This window comes from Francisella sciaenopsi (genome assembly GCF_045862875.1).
Taxonomy (GTDB): domain Bacteria; phylum Pseudomonadota; class Gammaproteobacteria; order Francisellales; family Francisellaceae; genus Francisella; species Francisella sciaenopsi.
On sequence record NZ_BTHG01000006.1, the window covers coordinates 1 to 15,832 of the forward strand.

The following is a 15,832-nucleotide window of genomic DNA, read 5'->3' on the forward strand; positions in this document are numbered from 1 at the left end:
TAATCGCCATCTTATTACATTAAAGACTTATCGTGATAAGCATTCTAGAAGCCTCATAGAAATATGGGGCTTTTTGCGTTTGTGGAACACTATAAATTTTTTAGGGATGTTAAATCTAATTTCATTTGTTTATAATCTAATTGTTAGATTTAAAGTTTTTAATATATAAGAAAATGAATAAGACTAAAAGTTATATCTTATCTATTATTATCTTTGTACTAATTATTATGGCAATAGTTTATTGCATTAGTAAAGTAATTGGTTATACAAATAAGGCAGAGATAGTGAGTAGCTATGATGTTAACGGGTTTAAACCTACTAATTTTGATGAGTATATAAAAGAAGAGTTTTTCTATTTAATAGGTGGTGAATTAAAGTATGGAAATTCATTTAATACTAGTTCAAAAACTTTATTAATTATAGTTAAGGATAAGAACAAAAGTAGGTTTGTTTATAGTGCTTTTGTTTCTCCAGATGGAAAAAAGATGGCATTAGGTGCTAATAATGTTCTTTATGTAATAGATATGGTTAACAATTCTATAAAAGAAGTTCTACAGGTTGATAGTAATGTTATATTAAATGAATTTCTGCAATGGGCTCCAGATTCAAAAACTTTTTATTTTTTAAAGACAAAGAAAGATTCTAATTCATTAATGCTATTTGGTTCTATGTATCAATATGATATAAAGCAACAAAAAATTAAAAAAATTATTTACTCATTAGATAATACTTATAAATTTGCTATAGTTAATAATGGAGATGTTATTTGTACTGATGTAGTGAATCATGATTATTATAGATGCTATACGTCTAACAGTGATTTTGTAAGTAATAGTAAGTATTTTATTTTTGATGGTGATTTTATTGCTAGATCAGGATACTCTTCTTCAACTGATAAAGTTTACAAACCGTTTTACAATTATGATTATATGTATACTTATAATCGTTATATTTTTAAAACATTACCGGTACAAATAAAATATGATTATGAAGATAAGTTGACAAAAATATTAGATATTAAAAATAATCAAAATATTTTAGTAATTAGTTGGGGGGACTATTCTAATATTGTAGGTAGTGGTGCTTTGAAAGGAATTTCTAGTGAGATTATCTTTTTACCTAATAGCAAAAGATATTTTGTTCTACATATATCAACAAAGCAGTACAGTGGTAGTTTGTTGTTTGATAGAGAAACAAATCAATATAAGAAATTAAATAATGGAGAGGTGATGATTAGGCCAAATATTAATAGTAATGAGTATCCGAATTTAATAACTAAGGTTTTTTATTAAGATACCTCAAAGAAATGTGTATTTACAATGTGATCTTAGATCAAACATTATAGAAAAATTATTTGGCTAGGATCTTTATATATTAATGGTATAAGTACAGCAGCAATACGAATAAATACGAAAATATTTATATAATATGCTGCGAATTAGAATAGCTGACTCTTGACAAGTGTAAGCAAGCTATGGATTTAATTAATGAAAGGCTCGAAAGTTACTGACCTTTTCCTTAAGATATTGGGTAATTGAATCTTGATTTTGGAGAGTTGAGTTTTGGATTACTGATCGCGTATAGTTACATACTCAAGATTAAAGTTGTTAATATGATTTTAAAACTTTATTCACTCTATATAATATATCATAGTAGGGTTACTATATTATGATGTTGTTCCTTTGAGTATTTAATGTAAGTAGACAAGATGAAGAAAGAATATTAGACCAATATAGGTAATTGGAAATGCAAATCTTGAAAATATATCTAGTTTCTTGGCAAAATTCTGCTTATCTAATTTTATTAGCCAATATACGATTAGACTCTCTAAGACTGTTGAGAATAGTATAGTAAATGATAGTAGTAAGAAACCGTCTGTGAATGTTAGATAGTCAATATCTGGCATTTCGCCCTCAATTAAAAACTGATATGCAATAACAGAAAGGATTCCTATAAATGCAATATTTAATCTATCCGATAATGCTTTTGTATCCATCCAGAATACTGCCCACATTGCCAATACCAATAGTGTCAATGGTATTAATACTTTTAGAAGAATGTTGATAGGTTTCCTTTCTAGTGAAATGCTGAATTCTAGAGTTGATATTTTTTCTGGTTTTCCATAATAATATTTTTTTTGCTCTGTATCTGTCAGATTGAAATTAGTAAGGTGCCATTCTGCTATATTTACATTTGGATGGTCTCTCACATAGTCTTGTACTGTAAATTTATGGTTTGGTTCGACTACTAGTTTTACTTCGCTTGAGTTATATCCAAAAGGAATTATGTATGCTTTTAAGGTTTGTTTATCAAATGGGAATTTCTCAAGTTGCATAGGTGTTTCAAGATGTAATGTGCGTTGTTCAGTATATATAATATCTCCATTAGGATAAATTTTTATTTGTCTGGCTTTTATTTGAGGAGATCCAACTTCATTAATTATAGATATTTGTGGTCTCCATCCTTCAAAAATTTCATCATATTGAAAATCTCCTTGATATAATTTGTATGAAGTTTTTTCTTCATTTTTGTCAAACTTTAATCTTGGGTCATTCCATTTGAATCTAAATATGACATCAATTTGTAATTGTTCGTTAACTTCATCTAAACTTTGGATATCAGTTATAAATGCAGAGGTTTTTACAATTGTAGGTGTTTGAGGAGGGGTACTACCATACCCAAATATATTTTTATAATAACTTAGCGATATTAGTAATAACAAAAATATTTTTAAAAGTTTACTGTTAAGCATTCGCATTTAAATAACATATACCTTAAGCAGTATTTTACTAAACTAGTATAATTAAACCAAATTTTGTTCAAAGTTTTGTGTGATTTAGTTTAAGATCTAATTTATAAAACATTAAAAATACAAATATTTAATTAGAATACAATTGCTTGAATAATATTTATTATTATGTTTATAAATGGTTTCATAATAAAAAATAATAGATTTGAACCATTAATTGGAATTAATATTAGCGCTAATAAAATATAAAAACCATACTTTTGCAAATTATTGTATTTATAGGCTATATCTTTAGGTAAAAAAGAGGTCAGAACTTTGCTGCCATCAAGGGGAGGTATTGGTAAAAGATTTAAAACCATTAATATAACATTGATCATTATGCCATAAAAAGCCATTCCTTGAATATAAGGATGTAGAGTTACATATTTTGCTACTATCGTCCATATTATTGCCATTAAGAAGTTAGCTAATGGACCTGCAATTGCAACTATAGCGATATCAATCTTTGGATTTTTGAGATTGTTATAATTTATAGGTACTGGCTTAGCCCAACCAAATATAAAAGGAAATCCTGAAGCAAAAGATGCTATTAGCATTAATCCAGGTACTATGATTGTCCCTATTGGATCTATGTGCGATACTGGATTCAATGTTACTCTTCCTAATTTATATGCAGTATCATCGCCTCTATATTTTGCAATAAACCCATGTGCGGCTTCATGAATTGTTATTGCAAATATTAGTGGAATTGAAGCCATTAAAATTGTTATTAAAATATGGTTAAGATCCATTTGAGATATTTTGAGAATTTTGATTTTGAAATTATAGTTATTTGATATGTAAATATAAAGTCAAACAGTCAAATTGATAAAAAAATATAAAATGCTGTATATAAACCCTTAATATTTAGTATTTAGTATGGTATAAATTTAAGTGTAATCTGATTAATATTGTGTTTAATTAGATTTTATTAAATTTATAAGGAGAGTTTGTATGAAAAAATTAGTAACTGTACTTTTGGTATCTTGTGTATTAGTATCATGTGTATCTACATATGAACCTATACCTGCAGATAAACAGTCTCAACAATAGGGTAGGGAATTATTATGAGAAAAAATATTCTTAGAATAACAGTTATCGCAGCGCTTTCAATGATTTTAATGTCTTGCGTTGTTAAGAATGAGTGTCCAACTAAATTAGATGCTAATGGCAATAAGTATATGGATAGGAATGCGTGTATGCAAAGTACTTATTTACTTGGATTTATTCCTTTGGGTTAGATTTATAAATACTTTAAATGTTAAAGGTTGAATACTTTTGGATCTGCTTTATTAAAAGTTCTTTAAAAAGAAGTGTCTTATAAGTTACATGATTTTATTAATAAAATTAAACTTCTAAATTTGCTGTATAAAAGGTTTTTAAACAGCAATAATCTAGGTAATATGCCAAGTTGTGGGGTCGATTTGTGTTTCATTTTATTATTAGGAGACTCGTTATATGGCAAATCAATATACAGGAAATTTTGAGCAAATTGTAAAAAATAGATTTAACTGTTCAGCGAAGGAAGTTTTGTTGAAATGTCAAAGAGATGGTTTGAGTTATCAAGAAGCTGAAAAAGTATTAGGTTTTAAACACGTGACAATTAGAAAATGGGCAAAAAGATTTGATATTAAGTTGCCAGCTAGATTTCGGTTTGATGATGGTCGTTTTGGACAAAGTAAAGAAATAGCGTATGTGAATGAGTGCAAGTCAAATAGAATTAACAAGACTAATATCTTTAGTCGTTGTTGGATAAATATGAATCTCTATTCGGCAATTAAAGCTAAATCTTGATTAACTGATACGTTTATATTATTTTGACTCTGACTGAATGATATGTTCTCATTTGGCATCAGCACAATGACAGTTGAGCCAAAGTTAAACCAGCCAAGAGTATCACCTTTTTTGAACTCTATATTAAATCTGTCATTATTGTAGTCCCAAATTTGTATATCTTTATAGTAGCTTGGAGCTACTTTGCCGTGCCAAACTGTTTCAATACCAGCAACAAGTAAAGCACCGACGAAAATTACAGCAACTTCACCAATTTCGGTGTTAAAGTAACAAACTAATCTTTCATTTCTTGCAAATAGATTATCAACATTTTGAGCAGTGATCTGATTTACTGAAAAAAGCTTACCAGGGATATAAACCATTTTTGTTAGTTTACCATCAATAGGCATATGGACTCTATGGTAATCTTTTGGAGATAGATAGATCGTTGCAAATTTTGTGAAATCAGTTGTTGAACTATCTGCTATCAATGCTTGTAGTGTAAAAGTTTTTCCCTTGGCTTGGATTAAATTACCATTAGTGATATCTCCAAATTCGCTCAGAACACCGTCTGCGGGCGATGATATGACCTTTTTATCTGAGGATATAGGTCTTAATCCGTCTTTTAACTCCCTTATGAAAAAGCTATTGAAAGAAGAATATTTGCTAATATCACTTTCTTTAGCTTCACTTATATCTATTTTAAATTTTTTGATAGCTAAATTTATTAAGTAATTTTTTAGAGGTTTATTTTTTGAGTCTGCGAGTTTGCTAATTAATCTTGATATTAAGGATTGAGGAATAATATGTTGTAGAGATATAAAAAGTTTATCTTTCATTGATTTTTTACAGTTGAAGCTTTTATTATTATTAGTATAGCACTGTGCTATAATGTTTAGTTAATTTAATTAGCTAGTTATTAATATTTGCAGATGAAGAAAAATTTCCAAATACTCATTTTAGCGAGTCTTGGTTTGTTATTGCAAAACTGTGCGACTAATGATGTGGATAATGATTTCTCGGCTGAGAGTCTTTCTAATGAAAGCTTTAGCTGGGATATATTTAGAAACAGAAAATATGAATATGCAAAAGTTCAAGTTAAAGAAGAACCTTCATTAATAATTCCTACTGGTTTAAATGGTGAAAAAATTAAACCGGCACTTAAATTGCCCGATGGAGATGATAAGTATCCTAGATCACAAGTTCCAAAGGCCTATCAACAAATGTTGCCTCCGAATTACACTGTCAAATTTGATATGGCTAAAATCATTAGTGATCAAATATCTAAAGTTTCTATAAGTGTTGTTTATGATGATTCAGGCTCATTGAAACTTGTGTTTAGAGAGCCTTTATCTATAACTATTAATCTTTTGGATGATTACTTTAAAGGCCTTCCTAGTATTTACACAATAACTTCTGAGAAAGATGAGGTATTATCAGGACATTTGATAACAGTTAAAGATAGTCAAAAAAATATAATTTTTGTTATTAAAGCACGCAAAATTGATGAACTCTCAAGCTTAGTTAAGATAAATGCTGTCTTTACAGGTGATGGACAAACTCAAGCGCCTGACCATATTTCAGAAGGTGTAAGATTGTTAAGCGATATTCGTAAAGAATTGAATAATACAGAATTAAAAAGTGATAATAACTTACAAATTGCAAAACAAGCAGAAGCAGAAATGGCAGTATCAGATGCTAATTCTAGTAAGGGACAGTCAAGTTTGGGTGGACTTCTAGGCTCTACTAAAAAAAGTAAGTTTGGTTTTGGTTCTTATGATAGAACTATTGATAAATCTATACAGCAAGATGAAACTGATCAGATTCAAAATCAGATGAAAGATTATACTAAGATTACCGCGCCATCTGATGATAGTGTCTATGATAGCCAGACTCAAGCCCAAGAGCTAAATATATAGGTGGCAGTTATGTATGATATTTCAGTTTTTATTGGAAGGTTTCAGCCTTTTCATAAAGGTCATTTGCATAATATACAAGTAGCATTGAAGCATAGTAAGAGGATTATCATAAATGTAGGTAGCTCATTTAATGCTCCAAATATAAAGAATCCATTTTCATTTGAGTTTAGAAAGCAAATGATTATAGAGGATTTAAAAGTAGTGGATATTGATTTAAATTTAGTTGAAATTGAGCCGCTGGCAGATTATTTCTATCAAGAGCAAAAGTGGGAAGAGTCTTTGCGCCAAAATGTCTATAAGCATGCTAAGTCAGATGAAACTATAGCTATAGTTGGACATATTAAAGACGACTCTAGCTATTATATTAAGAGTTTTCCAGAGTGGGGATATATATCAGTAGATAATTATAAAAACTATAATGCTACAGAGTTTAGAGAATATTTTTATAAAGGCGAAATTCTTGATGAGTATATGTGTAGTCTAACACCAAATCAAGGAACATTTAAGTTATTAAATGCTTTTATGCAGAGTAAAAGATATCAAGAATTAATTGCTGAAAATAAGTATGTTTTAGATTATAAATATTCATGGAGAAATGCACCGTATAAACCAAATTTAGTTACTGTAGATGCTCTTGTTATTGTTAATAAACATATCCTTCTGGTACAAAGAAAAGGTTTTCCTGGTAAAGGGTTGTGGGCGTTGCCTGGTGGGTTCTTAGAATGTGAAGAAACTATATCTCAAGCTATAATTAGAGAATTGTTTGAGGAAACAAATATAGATTTTAGTATTGAACAATTATCTTTAGCAAAAAGATGTGAGAAAGTTTTTGACTATCCTGATCGCTCTGTTCGAGGCAGAACAATAAGTCATGTAGGAGTTTTTATATTTGAGGAATGGACGGATCTACCTAGCATTAATGCGGCAGATGATGCTAAAGATGTTAAATGGTTAGATTTTGATTCAATTAACAGAAAGATATATGATAAGATGTTAGAAGATCATTATCAGATTATTAATCTTATCTTGGAAAAATATTTTAAAAAACTTAAGGAGTCTTAGAATGAGTTTGGCTGTCGTTATTTTAGCTGCTGGGAAGGGTTCGAGAATGAATTCAAATAAACCCAAGGTTCTCCAGACACTCGCTGGTAAAACATTGATTAGGCATGTGTTGAGTCGTGTTGAACCCCTTAGTCCAGAAAATATTATTGTCGTGACAGGACATCTTAAGGAAATGGTTGAGACTGATTTGGCAGATAAAAAAGTTACGTTTGTTGAGCAAAAGGAGCAGTTAGGAACAGGTCATGCTGTTTTGCAGGCTTTGCCATATATTAAGGAAGATAAGGTTCTAATTCTATATGGAGATGTGCCTTTGATTTCTACTGATGTACTTGCTAATTTGATTAAATCAGCAAGTGATGATTTAGCTGTATTGACTGCGATTGTCGATAACCCTACTGGTCTTGGGCGCATTGTAAGAGATAAGTTTGGAGCAGTAAGTAATATAGTTGAAGAAAAAGATGCTACAGATGGTCAGCGCCAAATTAAAGAAATAAATACGGGAATGTATTGTGTTGCTAGAAATCATCTTGATGACTGGCTTCCTAATCTAGGAAATGCGAATGCACAAGGTGAATATTATCTTACTGATATAGTAGCAATGGCGAGAGAAGATAACATTTCTATAACAGTAACTCATCCTGTTGAAGAATTTGAAATACAAGGTGTTAATGATAGAGTCCAACTTGCACAACTTGAAAGACAGTGGCAGAAACATATTGCTGAAATAATTATGTCAAAAGGAGTAAGTGTTGCTGATCCTAGTAGGATAGATGTACGCGGTAAACTTGAGGTTGGCAAAGATTGTTGGTTGGATATTAATGTGATAATTAAAGGACATGTTAAACTAGGTAATAATGTTGTAGTTGGAGCAAACTGTATTCTAAAAAATTGTACTATAGAAGATAATGTTAAAATAAAGGCTAATAGTATGGTTGATGGATCTATTATTCGTGAAGGAGCTATTGTTGGGCCTTTCGCTAGAGTTAGACCAGAATGTGATGTCAAAGAAGGTGCAGTTATTGGTAATTTTGTTGAAGCGAAAAAAACAGTGTTGGGTAAGGGTTCTAAAGCTTCTCATTTGACATATTTGGGTGATAGTGAAATCGGAGCTAATTGTAATATTGGAGCAGGTGTAATAACTTGTAATTATGATGGGGTTAATAAGCATAAAACAACAGTAGGAGATTATGCCTTTATAGGATCTGATTCACAGTTAATTGCTCCAGTTAATATTGGTCCTGGTGCAACGATAGGTGCGGGCTCAACCATAGTTAGTGATGTTCCAGCAGATAACCTTGCTATTTCAAGAGCAAGACAACGTCATATTGATACGTGGCAGAGACCTGTTAAGAAGTAAGTTAAAATAAAAAGATAAGGGTATATATTATGTGTGGGATAGTAGGTGCCAACTCTACAAGAAATATTACAAATATTTTGATTGAAGGTTTGAAAAAACTTGAGTACCGTGGCTATGATTCTGCTGGCTTGGCAGTCATAGATGATCATAATCAGATAGATATATGTAAAGAAGTAGGTAAGGTTATTGAGTTAGAGAAAGCAGTCCATAGCTTATCAAATTTTAAAGGAGATATTGGTATTGCTCATACTAGATGGGCAACTCATGGTAAACCTTCAAAAGAAAACTCTCATCCACATGCTTCGGAGAAATTTTGCATAGTTCATAATGGTGTAATTGAGAATTTTGCTGAATTAAAAAAGTCATTAATTGATGAGGGTTATCACTTTAAATCAGACACTGATACAGAAGTTGTAGCGCATCTATTAGATAGAGAATGGGATGATTCTAAATCTATTATTGATAATATCAAGATTATAACTAAGCTTTTAAAAGGGGCATATGCCTTAGCAATAATTTCACAAAAATTTACTGATAAGATCGTTGCTGTTCGCTCAGGCTCTCCTCTAGTTATAGGAGTGGGTATTGATGAGAATTTTATTTCATCTGATACGTTATCGCTATTACCAGTTACTAATAGATTCTCTTATCTTGATGAGGGCGATATAGCTATTATATCTAAACTGGATGTTAAAGTCTTTGATAGTAAAGGAATACCTAAAAATTTAGAAGTTGAAGAATATAACTACTCATCTTCAAGTGCGACTAAAGATGGTTATAAGCATTATATGCTTAAAGAAATATATGAGCAACCAGAAGCTATATCAAATACTATTATGGCATCATTAAATGATGGTGAGATTAGTTTGGATAATTTTGATAGAAAGGCTCAAGAGCTATTTGAAAAAACTAAACATATAAGTATAGTTGCATGTGGCACTAGTTATAATGCTGGAATGACGGCAAAATATTGGATAGAAAAGTATGCAAAAATCCCATGTAATGTTGAGATAGCCAGTGAGATTAGATACAGAGATAATATAGTCGTCGATGGTTCATTATTTGTCAGTATCTCACAATCTGGAGAAACTGCGGATACTTTAGAGTCTCTAAGAAAGAGTAAAAAGCAAAACTACATTGGTAGTATGTGTATTTGTAATGTACCAAATAGCTCTTTAGTCCGAGAGTCTGACATTGCTTTTATGACAAAAGCAGGTGTTGAGATTGGTGTAGCATCAACAAAGGCATTTACAACACAGTTAGTAGCATTGGCAATATTTACACTTGTAATGTCTAAATTGAAGAGAAGTTTGTCAGACGATGAAATAATAAAATATACTAAAGAGCTTAATAACATCCGCGCATTGGTTATGGGTGCACTGAAATTAGATCCTGAGATAGACGAGATAAGTGAATACTTCTCTGATAAGGAGCATACAATATTTTTAGGAAGAGGATTGTATTACCCGATAGCAGTAGAGGGCGCTTTAAAACTTAAAGAAATATCTTATATTCATGCTGAAGCTTACCCCTCAGGTGAGCTAAAACATGGACCGCTAGCATTAGTAGATAAACATATGCCAATAGTTGCTATGGTACCTAATGATGATTTATTGGACAAAACTCTTTCTAATCTTCAAGAAGTTCACGCTAGAGGTGGAAAGCTAATTCTTTTTGTAGATAAGATAATAAAAGATAAAGTTAGCTTTGATAATAGTATCGTCTTGGAATTAGATGGTGGACATGATTTTAGTGCACCAATAGTATTTACAATACCACTTCAGCTTTTATCTTATCATGTAGCTATAATCAAAGGTACAGATGTAGATCAGCCTCGAAATCTAGCTAAGTCTGTTACTGTAGAATAGTGTGAGCTATAAATTCTGATAGCTTTTCCTAAATTGTTTCATAAAAAGGTATTCATTATGGATTTCAATAAATCTTTATCATCTGAAAATATTAAACTTCAAATAATGACTAGTAGAGATTTTGATAGGTTATACAATATAGCTAAAGATCCTGAAATATGGGCTCAGCACAATGATAAATCACGTAGTCAAGTGGATGGGTTTAAAAAATATTTTGATGATGGTTTAAAAAACCCTCAAAATTGCTATTTAATTTTTTATAATGACAAATTAGTAGGTTCTACTAGATATTATGAGTATGACTATATTAAAAAATCAATAAAAGTAGGTTATACGTTTTATGCTAAGCAATGTTGGGGTACAGAGCTTAATAAAAAAGTTAAAAAACTAATGTTAGATTATGCATTTAATTTTATCGAAAATGTACTTTTTGATGTTTGGTATAAAAATATTCGTTCTCAAAAAGCAGTAACAAAGTTAGGAGCTAAGCTTTATGAGAATGATACCTCTCGCGAAAGAGTAGTTTTTGTATTAAATAAAATAGATTGGGAAGAATTAAGAAATAATTAGATGTAAGCTCTTCTTTGAGCAATTCTAGCTCTTTTAACAGCTTGACGTTTTGCTATTTTTCTCTTCTCAGTTGGCTTTACGTAGTGCTGTCTATCTCTAAGCTCTTGCTTGATACCAGCTTTTTCGCAAGCACGTTTGAAGTTTCTTAGGCTTATATCAAATGGTTTGCGTTCGTCTACTCTAATACTTGGCATTATAGTACCTCAATATTTATAGCTTCAGGGCCTTTTCTACCTTCTTGAGTTTCAAAAGTAACTTGTTGACCTTCAGCAAGTGTTTCACCATTAAGTTTTGAAATATGTACAAATACATCTTTACCACCATTCTCAGGAGTGATGAAACCGAATCCTTTTTGGTCATTGAAAAACTTTACTGTACCTTGTGATTTATTATCCATTTTTATTCTCTTTAGTTATTTGTTAGTTAGTTCTAGCATATTCAATGCTATTTTATATCGTATGGACTTATGAAATAACAATTTAAGGGATTAAACAAAAACTGAAATTAAATAATATGAAAAACTTACTGCTAATAAATAATTTCCTCATTCCTTACGTGATAGATTGTAGTATAAAACAGCGCTAAAAGATACAATTTAGAAGAAAATATTTAAAACTCACCAAGTATATTTGAAGCACTATTAGTCAAGCTTAGTTCTTTTTGATTGAAGAAGATCTTTAGCACTAGACCATTGCTTGACTCGGGGTTCTAAGTTTTTGATTTTTTTATCAAATTCTATTTCTAAATCTATATTATAGATATTGGCTAATTCTAATAAACTTACAAATACGTCAGTAAGTTCAGAGCTTATTTTATCATTACTACTAGTTTCTTCATAAATTTCTTTTTGCATAATCTCGTTAGCTAATTCACCAACTTCTTCAGTTAAAGCTATGAAACTAGCAAGTCTAGGGTGGGTGATATCTTTGAAGAGTTCAGCAACTGTATCTTGTGCTTGTTTGATTTTCATGTTTTTTTATATCTATTCAGTTATAAAATTAATTTTATCATCATTTGACTGTATCTATATATTCACTAGCTGATAGTTTATAATATATACCTAAATTTTTTGAAGAAAGTAGTTGTGTGATATATGAGTGAAATAATAATTAAGACCCCAGAAGAAATAGCTAAGATGCGAGTCGCTGGTAAATTAGCAGCAGAAGTTTTGGAGATGATAACTCCTTATGTGAAAGAAGGAATAACTACCGCTGAGTTGGATCAAATATGTCATGACTATATAGTTAAAGAACAAGATGCTTATCCTGCACCGTTGAATTATCACGGTTTTCCTAAATCCATCTGTACATCTATAAATCACGTAGTTTGTCATGGAATTCCTGCTGATAAGAAATTAAAAAATGGTGATATTTTAAATATAGATATTACTGTTAAAAAAGATGGGTTTCATGGTGACACTAGTAAAATGTTTATGATTGGCGAACCTTCTGATATGGCTAAAAAATTAGTTGAAGTTACTCACGAATGTCTTTGGAAAGGTATAGAAGTTGTTAAGCCTGGTAATCATTTTGGCGATATCGGCGCTGTAATAGAAAAGCATGCTAAAAAATTTGGTTATTCTATAGTTGATGCTTTTTGCGGTCATGGAATAGGCGCAAGCTTTCATGAGCCACCACATGTAATGCATCATGGTAAGTCTGGAACAGGTGCTAAGTTTGAAGAAGGTATGATTTTTACAATTGAGCCGATGATAAATGTTGGTAAAAGAGCTGTATCTGTTTTAAAAGATGGTTGGACGGCTGTAACAAAAGATAGATCTCTTTCGGCTCAGTGGGAGCATACAATCTTAGTTACAAAGGATGGTTGTGAGGTTTTAACATTAAGAGAGGAAGAGAAGAATTTTTAAAAGAGTTTTTCGCCACCTACCCACTTTACAAGTGGTTAGGCTAATGCGCCTTACTTTTTGCATTGCACAAAAAGTAGGCAAAAATGCTGGCACTTAGCTTACGCGCAGTGAAAGCCAATGACGTCTTCAAAACTTGTTAATTGTAAATTGATTCAAACAATTGAAGCCGTTGACACATTGACTTAACAACTGTTTGCCGCAATGTGCATGTGAATAAATGAAATTTCAATATTGTGTAGGTTGTATTTAAAATGTCAAAACAAGTAACTCAAAAGCTCGTAAATCAAAAATGTGAACTTTTGCGTTCGCAGAATGAAGAAATCACGGTCAATAAAGTCAGAAAGCTTATTGGTGAAGGTGTTTCTATTATTGATTTAGTTGAGAAGGTTACTTTATACAAAAATGATAGAAAGCAGGCTATTGCAACTGGAGAATTAGAGCAGGAGCTGACAGTAACTACTGTTGTTAAGGATGAGTTGCTAGAAGCTATCAAATCTACTCTCAAAGAATCAGGTATTAAAGAGGATAAGCTTGCTTATAGCTTACGTAGTAATATAAAGCAGTATATTGATAAAGAAATATCAAAAAGCATAAATAAGATAAAACAAAAACAAGTCGAAATCTCAAATAAAAATGATAGTTTAGAAATAGCAAACCTTACTTTAGACAGGCGTTACAAAGAGTTGTTAGGAAAATATAATGAGCTAAAAGAAGAGTCATATAGTTTGAAACAGAGCTATAACTCTAAGTCTATGAAATATATGGAGAAAGAAGCTACTGAGAAGATGCTGCTAGCTTGGGAAGACTTTAAAGGAGTCAGAGAACAGTTATCAAGTCTTGGCGGATATGCCAAGGTGGCTGTGTATGATAAGAGAGGGATTATTGTTATTAAATTCCCTGCTACAGATTTTCTTACGCAAGAGTGTCGAGCTGGTGTTAGTAGGTATTTAAAAGCAAAAACTGTCTTTGATTATAGTATTCAGGCTTGGGTTCTCTCTGGATTTAAAGATATACTTAAGACATTAGATTTTTTGCAAAGGAATAAATTTGTGTTCTCAAAAGAGCTAGAAACAATAGCTTATCTGAGAAGACAGAAGAGTTAATTATAATTTTGCATTTACATACACGGAGTTAAATTACTTCATCTAAGCTTGCTAGTAAATATAAAATCAAAACATCAGATTTAATGGAAAAATTAGTCCTTCTTGAATTTTTAATAAAAGATAAGAATAACGAATACCAACTTACTGAGAAAGGTATTTTAGTTGGTGGTGAGGCTAAAAAAGGTAGATATGGGGATTATATTATTTGGCCGGAAGATTTAGTTATAGAGTAAAACCACTTTAACTTATGAATGATAGTTCAAACTTGAAAGCACAAAAAACTTAGTAACTATTTAATCCTAATAGCTGCTTTCCTAGAGAAGTTAGTTTGGCTGAAGGATATTTGTTTTTTTCCCATTCTCTTGGATCGCCCTCAAAAGCAAAACCATCAGGAGCTGTTTTTTCTTCAAATGATTTAACTCGCCAATCTTTAATAGTTTGATTAGCAGACTCGGCTGGAGTCATTGATATATATTGAGCTAATCTTACTTCATCATCAGATGTATTTGGGCGAATGCCGTGAAGTAACATTGCATTAAAAATAATAAGATCCCCAGCTTTGACAAGAATTGATTTTGTAGGATATGGAACTGTTTCCATGTTTGGTGTAAATGGATTTCTATCGGCTGGTTGTTGTTGCTCCCATTCTGAGAAATTTTTGAATAGCTCAGGAACACATTGAAAGCCACCGCTAGATAATGTTGTATCACTTAATGCTAATACACCTTGTACATTTACAGGTAAGGGTTTTAATGTTGAATCTGCATCCCAATGTAAAAAACCACTGAAGTTTTTTTGGTTATATTTGATGGGTAAACTTAAGTTAGCTCTATCAATAGTAACCCATAAATCTTCTCTATCCCAAATATCTACAAAAGCGTTATATATTCTTTGATTTTGACGATTGTTCCATAATAATGGATGGTGATAGCACTCAAGCATACCACTACCATTAAGCTCCTGCATTCGATATACAGTTTTGCTTGGTTTCCATGTTGATTTATCATCTTGCGACATTTCACTAAATTCCCATAGGAAATCGGCAGTTTGTTTAGCATCTTCTTTTGAAATAGCATTTTTAATGACTACATAACCATAAGTTTGCCAGTGTTTGAAATCACTAGTATTTAGCACTCTTAGAGGAAGTTTCTTTTTTATTTGATGTAATTGAGGATAGTCTTGATATGAAACTGAATTATTACCTGGTTGGTTATCGCCATATTTATATTTATTGTTTTGTTGATCGTATATCATAATACACCTATTACAGTTATTTTGTTTTACTTGAAAATTTTTGGTTGTGAGTAAGTACTTTTTGCGATAACAATATTTAGCAAAATAAGTACTATATAGAATAGGTCTGATAATTAAGGATAAAGAGTATTACAAAAAGATCTTAGATTTATCATATCAAAAGCAATTTAAACTTTAAAATGCATCATAACTGATTATATTTTATATTAAATTTTATGGATTAATCAATAGTGATATGATTTTGAATATAATAAATCTTTAGAAAGATACA

At 30.9% G+C, this 15,832-nt stretch carries 17 protein-coding genes and 1 pseudogene; 11 read left to right on the top strand and 7 right to left on the bottom strand.

Going from position 1 to position 15,832, the window contains the following annotated elements:
• The first annotated feature begins 173 nt into the window (after positions 1–173).
• Positions 174–1,292, top strand: a complete 1,119-nt coding sequence (locus ACKTR7_RS07475; protein WP_407877723.1) for a hypothetical protein — start codon at positions 174–176, stop codon at positions 1,290–1,292.
• A gap of 398 nt (positions 1,293–1,690) precedes the next feature.
• Here ACKTR7_RS07475 and ACKTR7_RS07480 read toward each other — a convergent pair whose 3' ends face one another.
• Positions 1,691–2,752: a ligand-gated ion channel gene (locus tag ACKTR7_RS07480; RefSeq protein ID WP_407877864.1), complete on the bottom strand. Its 1,062-nt coding sequence runs from the start codon at positions 2,750–2,752 to the stop codon at positions 1,691–1,693.
• Between the two features lie 131 nt (positions 2,753–2,883).
• The gene (locus tag ACKTR7_RS07485; RefSeq protein WP_407877724.1) at positions 2,884–3,540 is read right to left on the bottom strand and encodes a site-2 protease family protein; all 657 of its coding nucleotides are present in this window, start codon (positions 3,538–3,540) and stop codon (positions 2,884–2,886) included.
• Positions 3,541–3,855: 315 nt separating this feature from the next.
• Between ACKTR7_RS07485 and ACKTR7_RS07490 the strand changes: the two genes are divergently transcribed.
• Both ACKTR7_RS07490 and fevR read left to right on the top strand, forming a co-directional pair.
• On the top strand, positions 3,856–4,029 hold the full coding sequence (locus ACKTR7_RS07490; protein WP_407877725.1) for a hypothetical protein: 174 nt from the start codon (positions 3,856–3,858) through the stop codon (positions 4,027–4,029).
• 217 nt (positions 4,030–4,246) lie between these two features.
• The gene (gene fevR / locus ACKTR7_RS07495; protein WP_407877726.1) at positions 4,247–4,582 is read left to right on the top strand and encodes a transcriptional regulator FevR; all 336 of its coding nucleotides are present in this window, start codon (positions 4,247–4,249) and stop codon (positions 4,580–4,582) included.
• Here fevR and asd read toward each other — a convergent pair.
• Complete coding sequence (asd, locus tag ACKTR7_RS07500) at positions 4,555–5,400, bottom strand: archaetidylserine decarboxylase (protein WP_407877727.1); 846 nt, start codon at positions 5,398–5,400, stop codon at positions 4,555–4,557. The two genes, fevR and asd, sit on opposite strands and share 28 nt — an antisense overlap.
• Before the next feature lie 93 nt (positions 5,401–5,493).
• On the opposite strand from asd, the gene ACKTR7_RS07505 reads away from it, so the two are divergent.
• The 5 genes from ACKTR7_RS07505 to ACKTR7_RS07525 are packed head-to-tail and all read left to right on the top strand — an operon-like array spanning position 5,494 to position 11,337.
• A complete protein-coding gene (locus ACKTR7_RS07505; RefSeq protein ID WP_369845137.1) occupies positions 5,494–6,480 on the top strand; it encodes a hypothetical protein in 987 nt (328 codons plus the stop codon).
• A 9-nt stretch (positions 6,481–6,489) separates the two neighbouring features.
• Complete coding sequence (locus tag ACKTR7_RS07510; RefSeq protein ID WP_407877728.1) at positions 6,490–7,542, top strand: bifunctional nicotinamide-nucleotide adenylyltransferase/Nudix hydroxylase; 1,053 nt, start codon at positions 6,490–6,492, stop codon at positions 7,540–7,542.
• Position 7,543: 1 nt separating this feature from the next.
• Positions 7,544–8,899: a bifunctional UDP-N-acetylglucosamine diphosphorylase/glucosamine-1-phosphate N-acetyltransferase GlmU gene (gene glmU, locus ACKTR7_RS07515; protein ID WP_407877729.1), complete on the top strand. Its 1,356-nt coding sequence runs from the start codon at positions 7,544–7,546 to the stop codon at positions 8,897–8,899.
• A 29-nt stretch (positions 8,900–8,928) separates the two neighbouring features.
• Complete coding sequence (glmS, locus tag ACKTR7_RS07520; protein WP_407877730.1) at positions 8,929–10,767, top strand: glutamine--fructose-6-phosphate transaminase (isomerizing); 1,839 nt, start codon at positions 8,929–8,931, stop codon at positions 10,765–10,767.
• A gap of 57 nt (positions 10,768–10,824) precedes the next feature.
• Positions 10,825–11,337, top strand: a complete 513-nt coding sequence (locus ACKTR7_RS07525) for a GNAT family N-acetyltransferase (RefSeq protein ID WP_407877731.1) — start codon at positions 10,825–10,827, stop codon at positions 11,335–11,337.
• On the opposite strand, the gene rpsU is transcribed toward ACKTR7_RS07525, so the two are convergent.
• The 3 genes from rpsU to ACKTR7_RS07540 form a co-directional block, all read right to left on the bottom strand.
• Complete coding sequence (gene rpsU, locus ACKTR7_RS07530; protein WP_004286370.1) at positions 11,334–11,531, bottom strand: 30S ribosomal protein S21; 198 nt, start codon at positions 11,529–11,531, stop codon at positions 11,334–11,336. The genes ACKTR7_RS07525 and rpsU overlap by 4 nt on opposite strands.
• A complete protein-coding gene (locus ACKTR7_RS07535) occupies positions 11,531–11,734 on the bottom strand; it encodes a cold-shock protein (protein WP_004286368.1) in 204 nt (67 codons plus the stop codon). Before ACKTR7_RS07535 ends, rpsU begins: the two co-directional genes overlap by 1 nt.
• 243 nt (positions 11,735–11,977) lie before the next feature.
• Positions 11,978–12,307, bottom strand: coding sequence for a MazG nucleotide pyrophosphohydrolase domain-containing protein (locus ACKTR7_RS07540; RefSeq protein ID WP_407877732.1), 330 nt, complete (start codon positions 12,305–12,307; stop codon positions 11,978–11,980).
• A gap of 123 nt (positions 12,308–12,430) precedes the next feature.
• On the opposite strand from ACKTR7_RS07540, the gene map reads away from it, so the two are divergent.
• From map to ACKTR7_RS07555, 3 genes and pseudogenes are all read left to right on the top strand, one after another.
• The gene (gene map, locus ACKTR7_RS07545) at positions 12,431–13,204 is read left to right on the top strand and encodes a type I methionyl aminopeptidase (RefSeq protein ID WP_407877733.1); all 774 of its coding nucleotides are present in this window, start codon (positions 12,431–12,433) and stop codon (positions 13,202–13,204) included.
• A 251-nt stretch (positions 13,205–13,455) separates the two neighbouring features.
• Positions 13,456–14,307, top strand: coding sequence for a hypothetical protein (locus ACKTR7_RS07550; protein ID WP_407877734.1), 852 nt, complete (start codon positions 13,456–13,458; stop codon positions 14,305–14,307).
• A gap of 32 nt (positions 14,308–14,339) precedes the next feature.
• A pseudogene (locus ACKTR7_RS07555) lies at positions 14,340–14,540 on the top strand (phospholipase D family protein); the annotation flags it as partial.
• 49 nt (positions 14,541–14,589) lie between these two features.
• Here ACKTR7_RS07555 and ACKTR7_RS07560 read toward each other — a convergent pair.
• A complete protein-coding gene (locus tag ACKTR7_RS07560; protein ID WP_407877735.1) occupies positions 14,590–15,561 on the bottom strand; it encodes a phytanoyl-CoA dioxygenase family protein in 972 nt (323 codons plus the stop codon).
• Positions 15,562–15,832: the final 271 nt, after the last annotated feature.